Annotated in this window: 17 protein-coding genes and 1 pseudogene; 9 read left to right on the top strand and 9 right to left on the bottom strand. The window is 68.8% G+C overall.

Features of this window, described 5'->3' with window-relative positions; translation table 11 throughout:
* Window positions 1-8: 8 nt before the first annotated feature.
* The 5 genes from IEZ21_RS26375 to IEZ21_RS26355 all read left to right on the top strand — a co-directional run bounded on the left by IEZ21_RS26375 (window position 9) and on the right by IEZ21_RS26355 (window position 4,170).
* Window positions 9-215 carry a hypothetical protein gene (locus IEZ21_RS26375; protein WP_189324362.1) on the top strand — a complete coding sequence of 69 codons (207 nt, stop codon included), beginning with the start codon at window positions 9-11 and terminating at the stop codon, window positions 213-215.
* A gap of 273 nt (window positions 216-488) precedes the next feature.
* Entirely contained in the window at window positions 489-1,022 is a 534-nt protein-coding gene (locus tag IEZ21_RS26370) for a 2,4'-dihydroxyacetophenone dioxygenase family protein (protein WP_189324361.1), read from the top strand.
* Window positions 1,023-1,062: 40 nt separating this feature from the next.
* A complete protein-coding gene (locus IEZ21_RS26365; protein ID WP_189324360.1) occupies window positions 1,063-2,172 on the top strand; it encodes a 2,3-butanediol dehydrogenase in 1,110 nt (369 codons plus the stop codon).
* Entirely contained in the window at window positions 2,169-2,903 is a 735-nt protein-coding gene (locus tag IEZ21_RS26360; RefSeq protein ID WP_189324359.1) for an SDR family NAD(P)-dependent oxidoreductase, read from the top strand. Before IEZ21_RS26365 ends, IEZ21_RS26360 begins: the two co-directional genes overlap by 4 nt.
* 307 nt (window positions 2,904-3,210) lie before the next feature.
* Entirely contained in the window at window positions 3,211-4,170 is a 960-nt protein-coding gene (locus IEZ21_RS26355; protein ID WP_189324358.1) for a helix-turn-helix domain-containing protein, read from the top strand.
* Between the two features lie 201 nt (window positions 4,171-4,371).
* On the opposite strand, the gene IEZ21_RS26350 is transcribed toward IEZ21_RS26355, so the two are convergent.
* Window positions 4,372-5,589: a metallophosphoesterase gene (locus IEZ21_RS26350; RefSeq protein WP_189324357.1), complete on the bottom strand. Its 1,218-nt coding sequence runs from the start codon at window positions 5,587-5,589 to the stop codon at window positions 4,372-4,374.
* 287 nt (window positions 5,590-5,876) lie between these two features.
* Between IEZ21_RS26350 and IEZ21_RS47840 the strand changes: the two genes are divergently transcribed.
* Window positions 5,877-6,302 carry a transposase domain-containing protein gene (locus IEZ21_RS47840; protein ID WP_373302303.1) on the top strand — a complete coding sequence of 142 codons (426 nt, stop codon included), beginning with the start codon at window positions 5,877-5,879 and terminating at the stop codon, window positions 6,300-6,302.
* A 213-nt stretch (window positions 6,303-6,515) separates the two neighbouring features.
* Here the strand turns inward: IEZ21_RS47840 and IEZ21_RS26340 are convergent, their stop codons facing one another.
* Window positions 6,516-8,003 (bottom strand): UDP-N-acetylmuramoyl-L-alanyl-D-glutamate--2,6-diaminopimelate ligase, encoded by a 1,488-nt coding sequence (locus IEZ21_RS26340; RefSeq protein WP_189324355.1) that lies wholly within the window; start codon window positions 8,001-8,003, stop codon window positions 6,516-6,518.
* A 246-nt stretch (window positions 8,004-8,249) separates the two neighbouring features.
* Complete coding sequence (locus tag IEZ21_RS26335) at window positions 8,250-8,402, bottom strand: hypothetical protein (RefSeq protein WP_189324354.1); 153 nt, start codon at window positions 8,400-8,402, stop codon at window positions 8,250-8,252.
* 761 nt (window positions 8,403-9,163) lie between these two features.
* Here IEZ21_RS26335 and IEZ21_RS26330 point away from each other — a divergent pair.
* Window positions 9,164-9,319, top strand: a pseudogene (locus IEZ21_RS26330) (IS5 family transposase); the annotation flags it as partial.
* A 154-nt stretch (window positions 9,320-9,473) separates the two neighbouring features.
* Here IEZ21_RS26330 and IEZ21_RS26325 read toward each other — a convergent pair.
* The 4 genes from IEZ21_RS26325 to IEZ21_RS26310 form a co-directional block, all read right to left on the bottom strand.
* Complete coding sequence (locus tag IEZ21_RS26325; RefSeq protein ID WP_189324353.1) at window positions 9,474-10,679, bottom strand: ROK family protein; 1,206 nt, start codon at window positions 10,677-10,679, stop codon at window positions 9,474-9,476.
* Window positions 10,680-10,692: 13 nt separating this feature from the next.
* Complete coding sequence (locus tag IEZ21_RS26320; protein WP_189324352.1) at window positions 10,693-11,973, bottom strand: sugar ABC transporter permease; 1,281 nt, start codon at window positions 11,971-11,973, stop codon at window positions 10,693-10,695.
* The gene (locus IEZ21_RS26315) at window positions 11,970-12,746 is read right to left on the bottom strand and encodes an ATP-binding cassette domain-containing protein (protein WP_189324351.1); all 777 of its coding nucleotides are present in this window, start codon (window positions 12,744-12,746) and stop codon (window positions 11,970-11,972) included. The genes IEZ21_RS26320 and IEZ21_RS26315 overlap by 4 nt, the downstream gene beginning before the upstream one ends.
* A 111-nt stretch (window positions 12,747-12,857) precedes the next feature.
* Window positions 12,858-13,949 carry a sugar ABC transporter substrate-binding protein gene (locus IEZ21_RS26310; protein ID WP_189324350.1) on the bottom strand — a complete coding sequence of 364 codons (1,092 nt, stop codon included), beginning with the start codon at window positions 13,947-13,949 and terminating at the stop codon, window positions 12,858-12,860.
* Window positions 13,950-14,574: 625 nt separating this feature from the next.
* Here IEZ21_RS26310 and IEZ21_RS26305 point away from each other — a divergent pair.
* Window positions 14,575-15,117, top strand: a complete 543-nt coding sequence (locus tag IEZ21_RS26305) for a hypothetical protein (RefSeq protein WP_189324349.1) — start codon at window positions 14,575-14,577, stop codon at window positions 15,115-15,117.
* A 41-nt stretch (window positions 15,118-15,158) separates the two neighbouring features.
* Here the strand turns inward: IEZ21_RS26305 and IEZ21_RS26300 are convergent, their stop codons facing one another.
* The gene (locus IEZ21_RS26300; RefSeq protein WP_189324348.1) at window positions 15,159-15,335 is read right to left on the bottom strand and encodes a hypothetical protein; all 177 of its coding nucleotides are present in this window, start codon (window positions 15,333-15,335) and stop codon (window positions 15,159-15,161) included.
* A gap of 571 nt (window positions 15,336-15,906) precedes the next feature.
* A complete protein-coding gene (locus IEZ21_RS26295; protein ID WP_189324347.1) occupies window positions 15,907-17,346 on the bottom strand; it encodes a DUF1996 domain-containing protein in 1,440 nt (479 codons plus the stop codon).
* A 398-nt stretch (window positions 17,347-17,744) separates the two neighbouring features.
* Between IEZ21_RS26295 and IEZ21_RS26290 the strand changes: the two genes are divergently transcribed.
* A complete protein-coding gene (locus tag IEZ21_RS26290; RefSeq protein ID WP_189324346.1) occupies window positions 17,745-18,014 on the top strand; it encodes a PNPOx family protein in 270 nt (89 codons plus the stop codon).
* Window positions 18,015-18,188: the final 174 nt, after the last annotated feature.

The following is an 18,188-nucleotide window of genomic DNA, read 5'->3' as shown; positions in this document are numbered from 1 at the left end:
GAGTCGCAGTGACCGACCGGATATGCCTGCTCGCCCCGGCTGCCACCGCATGGCCCGGCCACATCCACACCGCCTACGACCGGACGCCCGGCGGCGACCGCGAATTTCCCGCCGTTGAGAAGGCCACAGGCAAGGAACTCGCCACCGTGGGGCGGGCGTCGGTGGAAGACGTAGGCGTGTCCGCCCGCCGTGCCCGGGACGCCCGGTACGAATGAGCCGCCGTGCTGCGGGAGGCACGTCGACACCCGCATGTTCAACACCCTGCTGCGGCGTGTCCGGGCTCTCGGCGAGCGTGCAGCCACCGAGCTCAAGCAGAGATGGCGCACCCTCCGGTGCGTCACGCTCAGCCCCAGCCGGATCGGCGACAGGGCTACGCGTGCGGCGCGGGCATGTCCCAAACAGGCAATCCACGATGTCTCCCAAGGGAAAGACCTGTCCTCGGCTCTCGGGGTTCACTGTCGGCCACCCCGACGAAATGGAGCCGAAACGTGTCCGAGGAAGCCAGGTCCGAATTCTGGAAGGGCCTCAAGCCGATCACGAATTCGGTCAAGCCTGACGCGCAGCCGGAGGTCTATCTGTCCCAGGTGGCCACCGACGACGACCGGTATTACGCACCGCTCAGCGAGACCGTCGGATCGCGCCCGCTGTGGATCAACGTCAAGGACAACTCCTGGGCAGACATCCTGTACGCCAAGGAGGCCGGACTCGTCAACCGGCACTACCACCCGCACGAGGTGTTCGCCTACACGATCTCCGGCAAGTGGGGTTACCTGGAGCGGCCCTGGACGGCGCAAGCCGGTGACTTCATCTACGAGGCGCCGGGCGAGGGACACACATTGGTGGCCTACGAGAGCGACGAGCCGATGAAGGCGTTCTTCATCGTCAAGGGTCCGTTGATCTGGCTGGACGAGAACGGCGAAACCGTCGGCTACTTCGACGTCCACGACTACATCGAGCTGTGCCGCAGCCACTACGAGAAGGTCGGCATCGGCGCCGACTACGTCAACTCGCTCTTCCGGTGACCCCGGTCCAATGAGAGCGCAGTCCGATACGGGGCACCGTATGAAGGCCGCTGTCTGGTACGGAGCCAGGGACGTCCGCATTGCCGAGGTCGGCGTTCCAGCACCCCTGCGCGGCGAGGTGCTCGTCGAGGTGGCCTACTGCGGCATATGCGGCAGCGACCTGCACGAGTACGCCGACGGGCCGCACGCGATCCCGGTCGCCGAGCCGCATCCGGCCTCCGGTGCCACAGCTCCGCTCGTCCTCGGTCACGAGTTCTGCGGGACGGTGGCGGCCCTCGGGCCGTCGGTGACCGGCCTGGCCATCGGCGACCGAGTGGCGGTCGAGCCGAACTACCGGTGCGGGGCATGCCCACGGTGCCGGGCCGGCGAGTACAACATCTGCCGGCACTTCGGGTTCGCCGGGCTGATGGGGAACGGCGGCATGGCCGAGTACGCCGCCATCCCCGCCTACATGGCGCACCGCCTCCCCGAGACCGTGTCGCTGGAGCAGGCCGCGCTCTTCGAACCGGCCTCGGTCGCCCTGCACGCACTGCGGCGCGCCGGAACCACACCGGAGACAGTGGCCGTCGTCGGCCTGGGAGCGGTCGGCCTGCTCACCGTCCTGCTCGCCGGGGAACGCGGGGTGCGGCGGATCCTCGCCGTCGATGTGTCCCCGGGCCGCCTGGAACTCGCGGCCGGCCTCGGCGCCACCGACCTGATCGACGCCGGCCGAGAAGACGCCGGGGAGCGGATCCATGAGCTGACCGGCGGTGAGGGCGTCGATGCCGCGTTCGAGGTGGTCGGATCCGAGATCGCCCTGCGCACCTGCCTGGCCGCGACCCGGCGCGGCGGTCGGATCGTTCTCGTCGGCCTGGCCCAGGAGGTATCCCTGGACGCCTTCGCACTGGTCAACAACGAACAGTCGATCGTCGCCAGCGTCGGCTACCGCGACACATATCCGGAACTCATCCGGCTCGTCGCGGAACAGCACCTGGACCTGACACCGGTCGTCACCTCGACCATCGTCCTCGACGACCTCGTCTCCCATGGATTCGAGGCGCTGCTGGGCGGCCCGGGAAACCAGGTCAAGATCCTCGTCGACCCAACGGCACACCGTACCGGGGCAGCAGTCCCCCACCCACCCGCCGACCGAACGGAAAGACAGAGATGACCACCGGACTCACCCCCGACCCCTTCGCCGGCCAGTGCGTCCTGGTGACCGGAGGCACCTCCGGCATCGGCGCGGCCACCGCCGACCTGCTCGCCGAACTCGGAGCCGAGGTGCACGCCCTCGGACTGCCGCCGGCCGACGCCGACGAGCTGCCCCGCCACAAGCGAGTCGACATCGTGGAGCAGGACGTCACGGACCGGGACGGCCTCGTCGGCCGGATCGAGGCTTACGACCGCATCGACCACCTCGTCGCCTGCGCCGGCGTCAGCCGGGACCGCGACGAATACGACCTCGGATGGTGGGACCAGGTGCTGGAGGTCAACCTCACCTCGGCCATGGTCGCGTGCCAGGCGGCACGCCCGCTGCTCGCCCGCCGGGGCGGCAGCATCGTCACCGTCTCGTCGATGTTCGGTTTCTTCGGCAGCCGAGACAGGCCGGCCTACAGCGCCAGCAAGGGCGGCGTCTCCCAGCTGACCCGGTCCCTGGCTGCCGAGTACGCCGCGGACGGCATCCGTGTGAACGCGGTGGCACCGGGCTTCGTCACCACTCCGCTTGCCCGCGGTCTGCTCGACGACCCTGACGCCGCGCAAGCGGTGCTCGCGCGAGTCCCGCTCGGACGGTTGGGCCGGCCGCGGGAGATCGCGTCAGTGATCGCCTTCCTGTGCTCGCCCGCCGCCTCCTACGTCAACGGCGCGGTGCTCCCGGTCGACGGCGGCTACCTGACCGTCTGAATCATCCGGTTCGCCGGAGTACGGCGCGCCCTCTCTGGACCGCTTTCGCCCGGCCGCACTGGTTCGAAGGCCGGGCTTCTGGCTGCGACCCGTGACGCGAGTGAGGCACCGGAGTACGCTCAAGGCCGGCGAGAGAGGCAGGCGCCGCCGACGGCCCTCACGTCAGAGCAGGCGGCACGGCCCAGTTCGCTCACTCTCCTGCCGGTGGCTGTACTCACCAAGGCGCGGCCTCGACTTGTTGTCGCCCCGGTATACCGGCCCCCAAACCACACCGTTGTCGGATGTAGGGGTCGGAAAGGAGACTCAGGTGACCGTACCCATCGTCTCCCGTGTGTCCACGCAGTCGGTCGATCCTGCGGACCGCATCGACTTCTGGGAGGAACACAACCGACGGGCCCTGGTGGGCTTGACCTGTTCTTCCTACTCGGAGCAGGGTCTGCTGGCCACGGAGACGAACATCGAGCTGGGTGATCTGCGACTGGCCGAGATCTCCGGCAACCAACACGTCATCGAACGGACCCCGCGGACGTGTCAGGCGCTGCCGAAGGACTCGGTCTTCGTCTCGTTGATGACAGCGGGCCACGGGGTGTTCTTCCACGAGGGCGGCTGCCTCACCCTGCAGACGGGCGACTTGATCCTCTACGAGACGCGCCGGTCGTACCTGTTCGGGTTCCCCTCTCCCATGCGCCAGCTGTTGGTGGACATCCCCCGCGAGGTGTTCGCCACGCGGTGCGCCTCCGGCGACGTGTCGGCGCCGATGCTGCTCGGCAGGGGGTCGGCGGTCGAGGGTGCGCTGGCTTCTGCGCTGCAGGCGGTACTGGCCGGCTGGGTCACGGGGCAGGAGAGCGATGACTCGATCAGCACCCAGGACACTGTGCTGGACCTCGTCCGTACGCTGGCCGCACCGAGGCTGGATGGTGGTTCCGCGCCGCCTGCCGCACTCTCCCAGCTGGCCGTGGCCAAGGACTACATAGACCGGCACCTGGCCGACCCCGGACTGAGCGCAGGGCGGGTCGCCGAGGCGATCGGAGTGTCGGCCCGGCACCTCAGCCGTATCTTCCAGCCGACCGGGGTGAGCCCCTCCCGCCACATTCTCGAACAGCGGCTGGACAAGGCCCGGCAGGCGCTCGCCGATCCCGGCTCACGCCATCTGACGATCGCCGATGTCGCCCATCGCTGGGGCTTCGCCAGCCAGGCTCACTTCACCCGGGTCTTTCGGAGCCGTTTCGGCGGGACTCCTGGCAAGACGCGCCCGTTCCTCATGTGAAGGTGGTAGCCGCGGCGCCGTCCGGCCGGACCGCCGGACTCGGATCTGGTGGTCAGCGAGTCGAATGCCGGTGACCCTGTAGGTGCCAGTAGCCCGAGTTGTCTCACTTGGGTGCAGATCTGACGAGGGTGCTGTCGATCAGGCGGTGAGTATGAGCCGGTCACGGTAGCGGACCTGGTGGTTGCGGATGAACTCCTGCTGCTACGGCGAGGTGGGCAGGTGCGGGGAGCGGAGCACGAGCAGGGTGATCTCGCTGGGGGCGAAGACGCGGAACGGCGGGCCCCAGAAGCCGGTGCCGCGGCTGGTGTAGAGGAGGGTGCGGGTGCCGTGGTGACTGAGGCCGGCGAGGGCGGGCTGGTCGATGCGGACCAGGTGGTGGAAGGGCCAGATCTGGCCACCGTGGGTGTGGCCGGAGAGTTGGAGGTCGACGCCGCCGGCTGCCGCCAGGTCGACGAACTTGGGCTGGTGTGCCAGGAGCAGGACAGGGTGGTCGGGGTCGGCGCCGTTCAAGGCTCCGGCGAGGTGGGCGCCGTGGCCTGCCAGGCCGGAGGACTCGGCGGTGACGTCATCCACGCCGGCGACCACGAGGGTGTCGCCATCGCGTTCGAGCAGCAGATGGCGGTTGCGCAGAGGCTCCCAGCCCAGTTCGTCCATCAGGTCGACCCAGCCCTGGGCCTCGCTGTAGTACTCGTGGTTGCCGGTGACGTAGACCCGGGCCCGGGTGGCCTGCACGGTAGCGAGTGGGGCGGCCTGGGCGCGGCGGCGTTCGGCCGTGCCGTCCGCGATGTCGCCGGTGTGGCAGACCAGGTCGGCTTCCAGCGTGTTCACCGTCTCGCACACTCGTGCCGACCAGCGAGCGCGATCGAGCGGGCCGTAGTGGGTGTCGGTGATGAGGACGACGCGGATTCCGTCCAACCCGGCGCCCAGCCGCGGGAGTTGTACGTCGAGGCGGCGCACGCGTGGCACGCGGCGGGCCTCGGCGTACCCCCAGGCGAGCAGTACGGCGGTGATTCCGAGGACGGCCCAAGTGACGATTCGGGCCCGGTCCTGACTCTCGCCGACGCCGACCACGGTCAGGGCGAACCGCAAGAGGACGCCGAGCAGAACGGACCAGGTGAACAGAACCCAGCTGGCGCCCAGCAGGGTGTCACCGACGATCGCCGCCCGGTTCTGCTGGCGCCGACGGCCGCGCGCCATCGCGAGCGGCATACCAACGAGGCCGAGGGCGAACAGGGCGGTGCCGACCAGCGTGACGGGCAGCGGCCAGTGCTGGCCGGCGTGCAGGAGCACCCAGCAGGGCACGGCCCACAGCAGGACGGGGGCGATCAGGGGGATGTAGCGCATCAGGCGGTGCAGTCGGCTCTGTCGCGGAGCTTGCACCTCGCTGTCGGCGGGTCGGGTGTCGCTGGTGTCGGTCACGCTTTCGCTCCCTGAGCAGGCTGCCGTCTCGCGCACTGTATCCGGTCGTCCTCGGGCCGGCCGGACGGGCGTTCATGGGTGCGGCCCCGTGGGGCGAAGGGTTCTCTGCGGGATGGCAGGACTCCGCCCTGGACACCTTGAAGTGCTCCGGGTCTGATGGCAATGCCGCTCAGTCGGCGGGGCCGGGCGGACTGGGCTGTTGGATATGGCGGGTGGGGTTCGCAGCGTCAACGAGCCGTAGCTGATGGCAGGTTGACTGATCACGTGGCGATCGAGGTGTTCACGAACTGGTCCCCAGAGGACTGGTCGACGAGGTCGTGGACAGGGCCGGGCGCCGTGAGAAACGTGTGCGCCTGCTCCCGGCCTGGGCGGTGGTGTACTTCGTCCTGGCCATGTGCCTGTTCTTCGGTGACGGGTTCGAAGACGTCGTGGCCTGCTTGTGCCGCAGGACGGATGGACTGACGTCAGGCGGGCGGGCGGGGCCGACGATCAAGGGGCAGATGCGGTCGGATGGCTGTCGGACGGAAGCGCCATGGTCATCCAGCGCGAGCGGCATGCGCCGAAGTGTGGGAGCGCCCAGAGGGCTGCCTCGGTTGAGCTCTGTGGCCACCAGGATGCAACGGAAAATGGATGGGAGTGGTCGGCGGAGCGACCTACGATCGTTCGTCGTGAAGCTTCCCCTTGATCGTGGACACCTGGAGACTGGGACGTGAGGTTCCAGAGGGAGTAGTACCAGGTGGGACGCAGGCGATCATCCGGCTGTACCGCATTTCAGGGGCGCGCCTGTCTTCGGCAAGCTGATGCTGGAGGACAGCGATCTGACCACCGAATCGGTGCACTTCCGCGGTAAGGGCAGTAGGGACCGGCGAGTGCGCTTTCGGGCCGAGTGCGGCGCGGGCGGTCCGCGTTTGAGGCGGCAGGGCCCGCTATGCCCGGGTGAGTTCGAGCACGGTTGCCATGTCGCTGAAGGGGAGCAGTTTGTCGCCGATGATCTGATGGGGCTCGCTGCCCTTGCCGGCGATCAGGACGATGTCGTCCTGGCCCGCGGCGGAGAGAGCGAAGGCGACGGCCTGGCGGCGGTCGGTGAACCGTTCGAACGGTGTGCCGGTCGCCGCGATGCCGGGGGCGATCTGGTCCAGGATGGCCTGCGGGTCTTCGTTGCGGGGGTTGTCCGAGGTGAGGACGCACAGGTCGGAGTGGGTTCCGGCGATCCTGCCCATGTCCGTCCGCTTGGTGGTGTCCCGGTCCCCGCCGCAGCCGAAGACGGTGATGACCTGGCCGCGTGCGAAGTCGCGGATGGTGGTGAGGACCTTGTCCAGGGAGTCCGGTGAGTGGGCGTAGTCCACGATCACCGACGTGCCGCGCGGCGTCTGGAAGCGCTCGAACCGACCCGGGATCGCAGGCATCCGGTCGAGGGCGGCGACCAGCCTGCCCAGATCGTGGCCCAGAAGGTGGCAGGCCGCCACGGTGGCCAGCGCGTTGGCCACCGAAAAGCGGCCCGGGACGGGGATCGCCGCCGGATACTTGCGGCCGTCGTGGTGCAGGATGAAACGCGTGCCGGAGGCGTCCACGGAGAGGTCGGTGGCCCGGTAGTCCGCCTCGGCGTCCAGGGCGTACGTGGTCACCGCGCCCGGCATCATCGCCTGGATCCCGGCGCCCACCGGGTCGTCGGCGTTGACCACAGCGCGCCTGCACAAGCCCTGGAACAGACGCAGCTTGGCGTCCCGGTAGTTCGCCATCGTTCCGTGATCGTCCAGGTGATCCTGTGTCAGGTTGGTGAACACGCCGACGTCGATGAACGTACGGTCCACCCGGTGTGTCAGCAGCGCCATGGACGTGGCTTCCAGTACCGCGCTGCCGACTCCGCGGTCTCGCATGCACCCCAGCAGGTACTGCAGGTCCGGCGACTCCGGCGTGGTCAGCACCGACCTCGGCATCGGGATCAGCTCGTCGCCGATCCGGCTGCCGGCGGTCCCGATGACCCCCACCTTCGCGCCCTCGGAGATCCGCAGGACCGACTCGACCATGTACGACACCGACGTCTTGCCGTTGGTACCGGTGATCGCCACCATGTCCATCTGCCGCCCCGGCTCACCGAAATAGCGGGAGGCGACGACCGCGGCCGCTGTCCGGGTGTCCGGCACCCGTACGACGCACACCTCCGGTGCCGACGCCCACACCGACGCCGCAAGCGCCGGCGTCGCGGCGCCGACGAGTACCGCCGCCGCGCCGCATGCGAGGGCAGGTGCCACCGAGTCGGGGCCGCCTTCACGGTGGCCGGGCACGGCGATGAACAGCGAACCCGGCATCACCCGGTCGGCGTCGAAGGTGGTTCCCGCGGTGATCCACGTCCTCGCCGGGTCGCCCTGCAGAACGTGGTGCTCCTGCCCGGCCAGCAACTCGCTCAGCTTCACAGTGATCCCTTCGAAGGTGGCTCGGGCCGTCGTCGGGCCGTCGCCAGGCGGCAGCCCGGCGGTGCGCCGGAAGCTGCGGTGGTGCCGTTGAGCGGGTGTGCAGGTGTCGCGGACGCGTCCGATCAGAACCGGATGCGGCGGCTCAGGCCGGCAGCAGCAGTCCTGCGGTGTTGCCTGCGGTGTGTTTACAAGAACAGCGAGCCGAGCGAGGCCAGGGCCCCGCCCCGGTGAGGGCGCGGAGAATCGCTAGCCGTGGCCGTGCAGCGCGATACGGCCACTCTCGGGCGCCTCATTGTCAGCTGCGGTCGCCGGGCCCACGGCAGCCGATCCCACGGCAGCCGGGCACAGCCGACAGGCAGCCTGCTGCAGGCTGTCCCTCACGGCACGTGTGCGACTCATGTGCCGAGTGTACGTCCGCCCGAGCGGCCCGAAGGCCATGCTCGGCGCGCCACCGAGCGCGCACGAGGCGGGTACCTCCGCATCCGGCTCCCTTGGTGGCCCCGGCAGTGGTGCAGCGGGCGGCATACAGCTTTGACTGCGCCGTACGGCGCAGTGTGGTTGTTCAGGTCTTCGACGTAGTGCCGAGCGCATTCTGGGGGAGTGCGCTCCGAGCCGGCGGCGGTGGGTGTCTCGGCAGCCGCACCTGCGGTAGACGCGGCCGCGGCCGGCGGTGGTACGCATGAGAATCGCCTCCCAGAGGCGGAGGAAGGGCCGACACCTCAAGTCTCGTGCGACCACATGCGACCACCACGCCCGCCCTGCCCGGGCCGCTCGATTTGAGGCCGGAGCCGAATAGCGAGCGCCGGCAGGCCCCGACGGTGCTTGATCGAGCACCGTTCATCGACGTGCCCGGTGCCCGCAGTTGACAGGCGTGCGTGCATCTGCGGCCGCACCTTCACCACCTGGGCCGGGGGCGAGTCTCGCAACGCTCGAGTACTGCGACGGCTTCTACAACAGTCGGCGCATCCGAGTCACTCCTGACCGGGACAGCATCTGCCGGGGCGCTCACGTAGGCCGCGGACATCAACCGGTCGAGCCGGAAACGGTGGCCGGGGATCCTGTCACGCGGGCGAGGCGGCGTGAATCGGGCAAGCAGGACCGGGTTTCGTCCGCCGCGACCAGGGTGAATACCGGGCGCGGCGACCGCCTCAGGCGGCAACCTCAACATCGATTCCACGGTCTGCCGGGCCCACCAGCACGCCACCGGAGCGAGGGAAAGGAAGGATCTGCAAGCGGAGCCGCCCGGCGGGATCACCGTCGAGGCGGATGACCACGGACTCGGTCGCTGCCGCAGCGGCCTGACCACCAAGCTGCATCTGACCACCAAGCTGCACCTGGCCGTCGAGCGGGTCGCCAGGTCACCAGGCCGCCGGGCGCTGGATCGCCTCGCCGGCGGTGGTGAATGTCATGGACGCGATCCGGGGTGAGCGCCGCGGTCCGGCCTTCGTGCCGTTCGCGTCGCAGTACTGGCTATGCACCGGCGCGGGCCAGCGTCTCCAGAGGGCCGACCAGGATCTCGGAGAAGGCGAGTTCGGCGGCTCCGATGAGCACCGCGTCGTCGCCGAGTTCCCCCACTCGCAGCCGCAGGTTCTCGCGGGAGGCCTTGAGGGCAAGGCGGTTGATACGGCTGCGGATCTGGGCGGCCGAGCCGAGGAACACCTCGCGGAGCGTCCCGCCGAAGATGACCGTGCGCGGGTTGAGCACATTGACCAGGTTGGCGACGCCGATGCCGAGCCAGTCGCCGACGTCGTGGAGGGCGGCGCGGGCGGTGATGTCGCCGCGGTCGGCCGCTTCGACGACGGCGCGTACGGCTTCCCGGCCGGTGGCCGACGGGTCGCGCCGCGCGGTCTCCAGCAGGGCGCGCTCCCCCGCCTCGGCTTCGAGGCAGCCGCGCGCTCCGCAGCCACAGGTCCTGCCATTTCGCGGGTTGACGACCATGTGCCCGATCTCGCCGCCGTATCCGCTGTCGCCGCCCAGCAGTTGGCCACCGGTGATGACACCGCCGCCGATGCCGATGTCGCCATGCAGGTACACGAGGTCCTGGCAGCCGGTCCCGGCACCGCGCAGGTGTTCCGCGAGCGCACCGAGACTGGCTTCGTTACCCACCGAGACGGGAAGGCCGAGGCCCAGCCGGCGCATGAGGTCCTCGCCGAACTCCTCGTCCTCCCAGCCGAGATAGGGGGCGGCGCGGACGAGGCCGTCGGGTCGGCGCACCATCCCGCGGACGGCGGCGGCCACGCCGACGCAGTAGGTGCCGTGCCGTGCCGTGCCCACCATTTCCAGCGCGGCCCCGGCGAGGACCTCGGCCACCTTGCCGGCGTCGCCACGGCCGGGAAGCACGGGGATCTCCCGGTGGTCGAGGAAGACCCCGCCCAGGCCGATGCGCGCGGCGGCCAGCCGGTCCACGCCCACGTCGAAGGCGAGGACGTACACGCGGTCGGACTCGGGCCGTACGACCAGGGACGGCCGGCCGGCCCTGCCGGTCTCACGGGGCAGTTCCTCACGGACCAGGCCGGCCGAGCCCAGCTCGCTCACCAGCCCCAGGATGGTGCTGCGGTTGAGTCCCATGCGCTCGGCCAGGACGGCCCGCGACATGGACCCGCCGATGTGCACGTGCCGGAGCAGGGTGCCGAGGTTGTGCCGGCGGATCTCCTCCTGCGAGGGACCGGCTTTCATGGAGCCCCAGACCTCATCGTTGTACGGCCCGGCGACGGGACAGCGCATCCACGCCTGCGGCCACCAGCAGAACCGAACCCGTGACAGCGTACTTGACCCCTGAGCTGTACCCCATGAGGCCCATCCCGTTCTGGATGACCGCGACCACCATGCCGCCGAGCACGGCGTCAACGACCCTGCCGCGCCCGCCGAACAGGCTCGTCCCGCCGATCACGGCGGCGCCGACCGCCAGCAGCAGCACGTTGCTGCCACCGGTGTTGGGGTCGACCGAGTTGCCACGGGACGCGGCGATGATGCCGCCGACCGCGGCCAGGGACGAGCAGATGACGAACGCGGAGATCCGGATGGCCGCCACGTTGATGCCGGCCCGGCGAGCCGCCTCGGCGTTACCGCCCACCGCGTAGATGTGCAGGCCGAACGAGGTGCGCTGGAGCAGGAACGTACCGGCGACGAGCAGGACGGCGATGACCGGCACCACGATCGGCACGCCCTTGAGCGAGTCGACGATGACGTTGCGGCTGCGCTCCTGGTTGAGCAGGTGGACGGCGATCGCACCGAGCACCGCCAGGCCGCCGATCCTGACTGCGAGCAGGGTGAAGGGAGCGGTGGCGAGCCCGCGCCGCCGGCGGTTGCGGTTCTGCCGGAGCTGGATCGCCGCGTACGCCCCGACACTGACGGCGAGCAGTACCCAACCCAGCGCGGGGGAGAGGTTGTTGTTGGCGACGGCCAGGATCGTCTGGTCCCGGATGGAGATGTTGGTGCCTTCCTTCAGCAGCATCAGCACGATGCCCTGGAACCCGAGGAAGGCGGCCAGGGTGACCACGAAGGAGGGGATGCCGATCTTCGCCACCAGCACGCCGAGCAGCAGGCCGATGACCGTGCCGGTGAGGATCGCCGCGCCGGCCGCGCCGTACCAGGGCCATCCGTGGTCGGTGAGCAGGATGGCCAGGACGGCGGCACAGACCCCGCTGGCGTACCCCGCGGACAGGTCGATCTCGCCGAGGAGGAGGACGAAGACCAGGCCCATGGCGATGGCGATGCTGCCCGCGCCCTGGGTCAGCAGGTTGGCGAAGTTCAGCTCGGACAGGAAGACCGGGCGCAGGGCGGCGAAGAACACGCACAGGACGATCAGGCCGAGTACGGCGGGGAGGGCGCCCAACTCGCCGCCCCGTACCCGGTCGACGTAGTTCCGGGCGACCGAGCGCATACTCGCGGTCCCGGCCGCTCCGTTCTTCTTCGACGTACCGGGGCCGCGTGGCAGCTCCGGCTTCTCGGGGGCGACTGCGGCGGTCATGCGGTGGCTCCGTTGCTGTGGGCGAGGCCGAGGTCCCCGCTGCGGCCTGAGGTGATGAGTTCGACGATCTGGGAGTGCGTCACGTCCGACGTGCTGACCTGTGCGGCCATCCGGCCCAGGTAGAGGGCGGCGATCCGGTCGGACACCGCGAAGACGTCGTTCATGTTGTGCGAGATCAGGACCACGGCGAGACCGTTGTCGGCCAGCCGCCGGACCAGTTCGAGGACCTGCGCCGTCTGGGCGACACCGAGCGCGGCGGTCGGCTCGTCCAGGATGACGACCTTGCTGTTCCACAGCACGGCCTTGGCGATGGCCACGGTCTGCCGCTGGCCGCCGGAGAGACTGGAGACCTGCTGGCGGATGGACTTGACGGTGCGGACCGACAGCCCTTCGAGAGTCTGGGCGGCCATCTCCTCCATCGTCGCGTCGTCCAGGACGAGTCCCCGGCGCTTCTCGCGGCCGAGGAACATGTTCTGCACGATGTCGAGGTTGTCGCAGAGCGCCAGGTCCTGGTACACGATCTCGACGCCCATCGCCGCCGCGTCACGCGGGCTGTGCACCTGGACCTGCTCATTTTCGAACCAGTACTCACCGCCGTCGAACGGGTGGATCCCGCCGATGCACTTGACCAGGGTGGACTTGCCTGCGCCGTTGTCTCCGACGAGGGCGGTCACCTCCCCCGGGTGGACGTCGAAGGACACGTCGTGCAGTACTTGCACGGCGCCGAAGCTCTTGTCGATCCCGCGCAGTCGAAGGATCGGGGTCGCTGTCATGTGAGACGGCTCCTTACGGTCGTGAGGTCGCGGGCCCCGGGGGGTGGGAGCCCCGGGGCCCGCGGTCGGGCCGGCCGGACCAGGTGTGACGGTCCGGCCGGCCGGTCAGGGTTACTGGATGCCGGCCTTGGTGCACAGGGCGGCGTACTTGCCCGTGCACAGCTCTTCCTTGGTGACGAAGCCGTCGTCCACGACGTCCTTGACGTTGTCCTTGTAGATGGCCACCGGCGTCTCCAGCACGGACGGGACCTTGCGCTTGCCCTCGGGGTCCTCGACGGTCGCGTTCGTCTCGCCCTTCTCGCCCTTGGCGAGGGAGATGGCGAGCTTGGCCGTGGCGTCGGCCTCCTTCTTGACCGCCTTGTAGACGGTCATGCACTGGTCGCCCGCGAGGATGTTCTGCAGGCCCTGCACGGTGGCGTCCTGGCCGGTGACCGGGACCTCGCCGTTGCGGTTCTGCTTGCGCAGGACGGCGATGGCCGCGTTGCCGAGACCGTCGTTGGCGGCGAGCACGCCGCCAACCTTGGGCTCGCTGGTGAGCATCTGCTCGAAGATGGTGCCGGCCTGGGCGTTGTCCCAGTCCGGGACGGACTGGTCCGGGCCCTTCACGTAGTCGCCCGACTTGTACTTCGGGTCGAGGACGCCGTTGTAGCCCTCGGCGAAGAGAGTGGCGTTGTTGTCCGTCGGGGAGCCGTTGAGCGTGGCGACGATGGGCTTCTTGGCTTTCATGTCGCTCAGGCACTTGCTGAGGCCCTCGCCCTGCAGCTTGCCGACCGCGGTGTTGTCGAAGCTCACGTAGTACTGGGCGGAGCCGCCGAGGGTGAGCCGGTCGTAGTCGATCGTGGCGACGCCCTGCGCCTTGGCCTTGTCCAGAACCGCCTTGCCCGTGCCGCTGTCCAGGTTCACGATCACCAGGACGTTCACGCCGCTGGTGATCATCTGGTCCGCGATGGTCTGGAACTCCTGCTTGTCGCCCTGCGCGTTCTGGATGTCGTACTCGACGCCCGCCGCCTTGAACGCCTCGGAGAGGTACTTGCGGTCCGCGGTCTCCCAGCGGGCCGAGGACTTGCTGTCCGGGAGGATCACACCGATCTTCGGCTTGGCGTCGGAGCCGGTGTCACTGCCGCTCGACGAGTCGTCGCCACAGGCGGTGAGCGAGCTGACCAGTGCCACCGAGGCGGCGGTGAGGAGGAGTCCCTTGCGCATGGGCAGGGTCCTTTCTGGTGTTACGGCCGGACGACCGGACGTACGAGGGTGGTGAGAAGGAAGGCGAGAAGCGCGCTCTCGGACGAATTGCCGGGTGTCGGGTGATCCGCCCGGCTGAATGTTGTGAGCGGGAACTTACGGCGCTCCGGAACCCGTGCGCCAGAGTGCGGGAGGCGCTATTTGTTATCCGCCATAACAATTAGGTGACGCTGTCGCAACGCGGTGACCTCGCTGCCTCCTGTGCGCCACGGACCCAGGGCATGAGGCCGTGCGATGGCCGACCGTGCAGTGGCCCATAGGGCGGGGCGTGGCCCGGAGTGTCCGCGCTGATGGCGCTTTCACGGCCGTGACCGCGTCCGTGCCCGCGCGCGTTGGTGTGCCCGTGTGCATCACGACCGGGCCGGAGTTGGGGGGCCTCCCCCTGGATTCCTGACGTCACGTCGAACTCGCCACTGCGGAATGGGTCGTGTGGTTCAACTGCCAGAGCCTCCCCTCCGCGATCGGCGATATCCGTCCGCCGCACACGAAGCCGACTGCTACGTCCAGTTCAGCTGTCTCATGTGCCTGACCCCACCGCCTGGGCACCACCCGCGCGGCCGCAATGTCCTTCCGGTACGGTTCCGGCATGTCCGATCTCGGCGATGAACAACCGTCGTCCTCCGGCTCCTCGGAACCTTCTCCCCAGAAACTCGAAGCCCTGGGCGAGCGGCTCAAGGAACGGATCTACGCGGTGATCACCATGCTCGCCGTGATGGTCGGCCTGGCACAGAACGCGCATACCCGGCACAGCACGGCGGCGCTGTACGTCATGGGCACCGCGGTGGGCTTGTGGCTGGCGACGTTGGTGGCCGACATGCAGGCCCACCGCGTCGTTCACCAACGGTTGGCCAACCGCCGCGAGGTAGGGCGCCTGCTGTTCGTCAGCAGTCCGTTGCTCAGCTGCGCCGTGGGCCCACTTCTGATGATTGCCCTGTCGGCGGCCGGCGCCCTCGATTTGTCCACCGCGCTGTGGATCGCGGTCGGCGTGGACGTCGCCTCGATGGCGGTCTGGGGCTTCGCGGGCGGGCGGCGGATGGGCGGCGGAGTACTGCCTTCGTGCGTGGCGGGGCTGACGGACGCGGCGATCGGCTCGGGCGTGGTGATGGTGAAAGTGATCACTGGGCACTGAGCGCGGTGGCAGAGGCGGTATCCCTGGTCTGAGCGTCGGCTTCAGCCGTCGATGGCGCGGCCCTGGGGGTGAGGCCGGGCGCGTGAGGAGTCCGCGCCGGGCTGAGGCCCTGACCCGGCGCTCGTACCACCGCCTCGGAACTCCCCGGCGCCTGCCCAACTCACCGGCAGCAGGTGCTGCAGGAGTTCGCCACCGGCATCCGCAACGACGGGGGCCACGGTGGGAGTCTGGCGCCGTGGGCCCACTCGAGGGTGCCGCGCCCAAGAGAGGCGTAGGGGCCGGGGCGGGATGTCGACGGCGAAGGTCCACGCCCCGTGGTGACCGTCGGTGAGCAGGAGAGGCAGTGTGCTCCGAGCTGGCGGCGGTGGGCGTTTCGGCAGCCGCACCATCGGCGGGCGCGGCCGCGGTCGGCGGTGGTACGCATGAGGATCGCCTCCCGGAGACGGAGGAAGGGCCGACACCTCCAGTCCCGTGCGACCCGTGCGACCACCACGTCCGTCATGCCTGCCGCGACCAGCGCGTTTCCCCTGACTCGGGCCCCAAGGGCGGCCACCCAGGGCCTCTGCGGTGACGGTCGCCCTCGGAGGGGTGATCGAGGGCCGCAACGCCATCGAGACGAGCTTGGCCGATGCCACGCTGGAGGTGGTGGTTGTCCTTCGGTGCGACTGAGGAACGCAACATGTCGATGGTGCGCTGCCCGCTTGACGCCTCGGACGTGGCGGTCCCACCAGCATTCCGTTCATGGCGGTGGGCGTCGTCAGCGCGACGCCCACCGCCCGGTACTCGGACTCAGCTGCACTTACGTCCGGTGTTGATGCACTGGACGGCCTTGTTCATCAGCTTCGGGTCGAAGACGTTGATGAAGTCACCGTGGTCGGTGACCGGCTTGTGCGCCTGCTCGGGGAAGCTGTCCAACGAGAAGAACGGACGGGTCTTGCCGTTGTCCTTGACGCTGGGCGCGTCCACGTCGTACACCAGACGCTGCACCAACTGGGGAATGGCTTTGAAGCCGGTCGGGCAGTTGCCGCCCGCGTCAGCGAAGGCCACGTGCGTACGGTGGTTGGCGCTGTCGATGTTCGTGCCGTCCCAGCAGCTCTGGAACTTGAAGGTGCGCACCACGTCGCTGCCTGACGGGCAGAGGGGGTACTTGTCCTTCAACTGCACCTTGTTCTCGAAGCCGGTGCAGCTCCAGGAGGCGTTGGCGTTGGCCGTGCCGTTGACGAACGCCTTGGCGTCACCGGTGATGATGCGCAGGAACTTGGGCATCGCCACCACCTTGCCGCGGGGGCTGCCCACGAAGTTCAAGGTGGCCTTCTTGGCCGTCAGAATCCGGCCCGTGTTGCCCTCGGCACCGCCGCCCTGCTTGTCGGCGTCGAACTCCTTGGTGCCGTCCTGCAGGCGCAGCACCGGCCAGTAGTAGGACGACTTGTCGCCCCTGTTCTGGCAGCTGGTCCCGGCCTTGGCGAAGTCCTGGTCGCTCGAGAAAGCGTCGTTGTCCTGGTTGCCGATGTAATCGTGCAGGTGGTGTGCGCCGTTGGTGACACCGGGCGCGACGATGACGTTGTCGCTGTTGTACAGCTTGTTGGCGTTCACTCCGCACTTGCTGACGAAGACGCCTTTTGAAGCCTTCGCCGACTTGGCCGGCGTGCGCACGTTGGACTTCACCTTGGTGATGTCCACGAAGTCGGCGGCGACGGGGCCGTTGCCGCTCCCTCCGGCGTTGGTGTTGTTGCCACCCTGACCGGCGGCGGGCTGGTTGCCGGTGGCGCGCAGCGTGCAGGCCGCCAATGCGTCGAGGCCCTGCGGCTTGGCTGCCACACGGCCGATGGCGATGGCGATCCGGTCGATCGTCGCCTTCCGCTTGTCCTTCAGCGGACCCACGATCGCGTTCTGGGCGAAGTTGGGGTCCTGCTGAATCGCCTTCTGGGAGGTGGAAAGGCGCTGGTATGCCTCGGATATCTGCTTGTCGAGGAGTGCCAGCTCCTTGTCGACCTGGGCCTTCGCCTTGGCGGGCACTGATTTCAACTGCTGGCCGACGTCGGGGCAGTCGATGGTGGAGGTGCCGGCCGCGAGCGCCTGGTTCTGGGCAGAGCCCTTCGACGCGCTGGTTTCGTCGGCCGAGGCGTAGAGGTTGACCGCCACCAGTCCACCGGCCCCTATGGCCAGTGCGGCCGCCGCACCTACTGCCCGGCGGGCAGTCTTCGATCTTCTTCGCGTGTTGCGTCTCATCAGGCCTCTCAAGGACATCTCCGGAGCCGGCAGGACTTCCGGCATGGGGGAAGCGCATCCTCAGATACGAATGTGCGCGCCGAATACTCAGCGAATTCTCAAGTTCGTAGGTTCCTCCATCCGCAAACAGTGCATAAGGTCACAATCATTGCCAGGTCAGCTTCCAGTAGTTGTTGTGACGGGCAACAGGTCGCCCAGGACAGTTACGGTGAGTTCGACGCGCCGGCCGACTATGTCCCGGCCCCTCAGAACCGGACGTGCGGTTGGGTAAGCCGCCAGCGAGATGCCTGTGACCAGTCCTTGAAGGAGTTGCTGGCGGGTAGGTCCGGTAAGCCGCATGTGGTGCCCATCGGGTACCACACCGATCCCGAGCACGAGGTGATCAAGATCGGGGGCGCTTGCTCGAAGGGCGTGGCCAGGAGCGGCTGTACGTCCGTCACCTCGAGGTCAACCCGCAGGCGGCACTCGTGGTCGACGACGTGGCGGATGAGCAGACGTGGCAGCCGCGCGGGATCCTCATCAAGGGGACGGCGGTCCTGCACACGGAGGGTGGCGAGGTGCTGGGGCCGGGGTTCGGTCCGAAGTGGGTCGAGGTAGTACCCGACTGGGTCACGTCCTGGGGCATTGACGCCCCCGCATACCCGCCCGCCGTTTCTGACAAGGACTGAGCCTGGTCCGCAGGGTTGGGTGGCGTCGGCAGCGTGTACTCGGGGGTACCGTGCCCGTACGCGTGGGACGGCTTCCGTGAGGTGGAAGCCATCCCATCCGCGATGGGCCCGATCACGACTTTCATTGGTGTGCGGCTCGCTACCGGCGGAAATGGCTGCGAACGGGTGCTGTCA

Source organism: Streptomyces flaveus (assembly GCF_014647675.1).
In the GTDB taxonomy this organism is placed as follows: domain Bacteria; phylum Actinomycetota; class Actinomycetes; order Streptomycetales; family Streptomycetaceae; genus Streptomyces; species Streptomyces flaveus.
The sequence above is the reverse complement of the archived record's forward strand: the minus strand, read 5'-3'. Positions and strand labels throughout refer to the sequence as shown.

Coding starts and splice junctions, on each gene's coding strand:
- IEZ21_RS26365 (WP_189324360.1), top strand. CDS start 1,063: ATGAAGGCCGCTGTCTGGTACGGAGCCAGGGACGTCCGCATTGCCGAG.
- IEZ21_RS26360 (WP_189324359.1), top strand. CDS start 2,169: ATGACCACCGGACTCACCCCCGACCCCTTCGCCGGCCAGTGCGTCCTG.
- IEZ21_RS26335 (WP_189324354.1), bottom strand. CDS start 8,402: ATGAGTCGCACACGTGCCGTGAGGGACAGCCTGCAGCAGGCTGCCTGT.
- IEZ21_RS26325 (WP_189324353.1), bottom strand. CDS start 10,679: ATGAAAGCCGGTCCCTCGCAGGAGGAGATCCGCCGGCACAACCTCGGC.
- IEZ21_RS26320 (WP_189324352.1), bottom strand. CDS start 11,973: ATGACCGCCGCAGTCGCCCCCGAGAAGCCGGAGCTGCCACGCGGCCCC.
- IEZ21_RS26315 (WP_189324351.1), bottom strand. CDS start 12,746: ATGACAGCGACCCCGATCCTTCGACTGCGCGGGATCGACAAGAGCTTC.
- IEZ21_RS26310 (WP_189324350.1), bottom strand. CDS start 13,949: ATGCGCAAGGGACTCCTCCTCACCGCCGCCTCGGTGGCACTGGTCAGC.
- IEZ21_RS26305 (WP_189324349.1), top strand. CDS start 14,575: ATGTCCGATCTCGGCGATGAACAACCGTCGTCCTCCGGCTCCTCGGAA.
- IEZ21_RS26295 (WP_189324347.1), bottom strand. CDS start 17,346: ATGAGACGCAACACGCGAAGAAGATCGAAGACTGCCCGCCGGGCAGTA.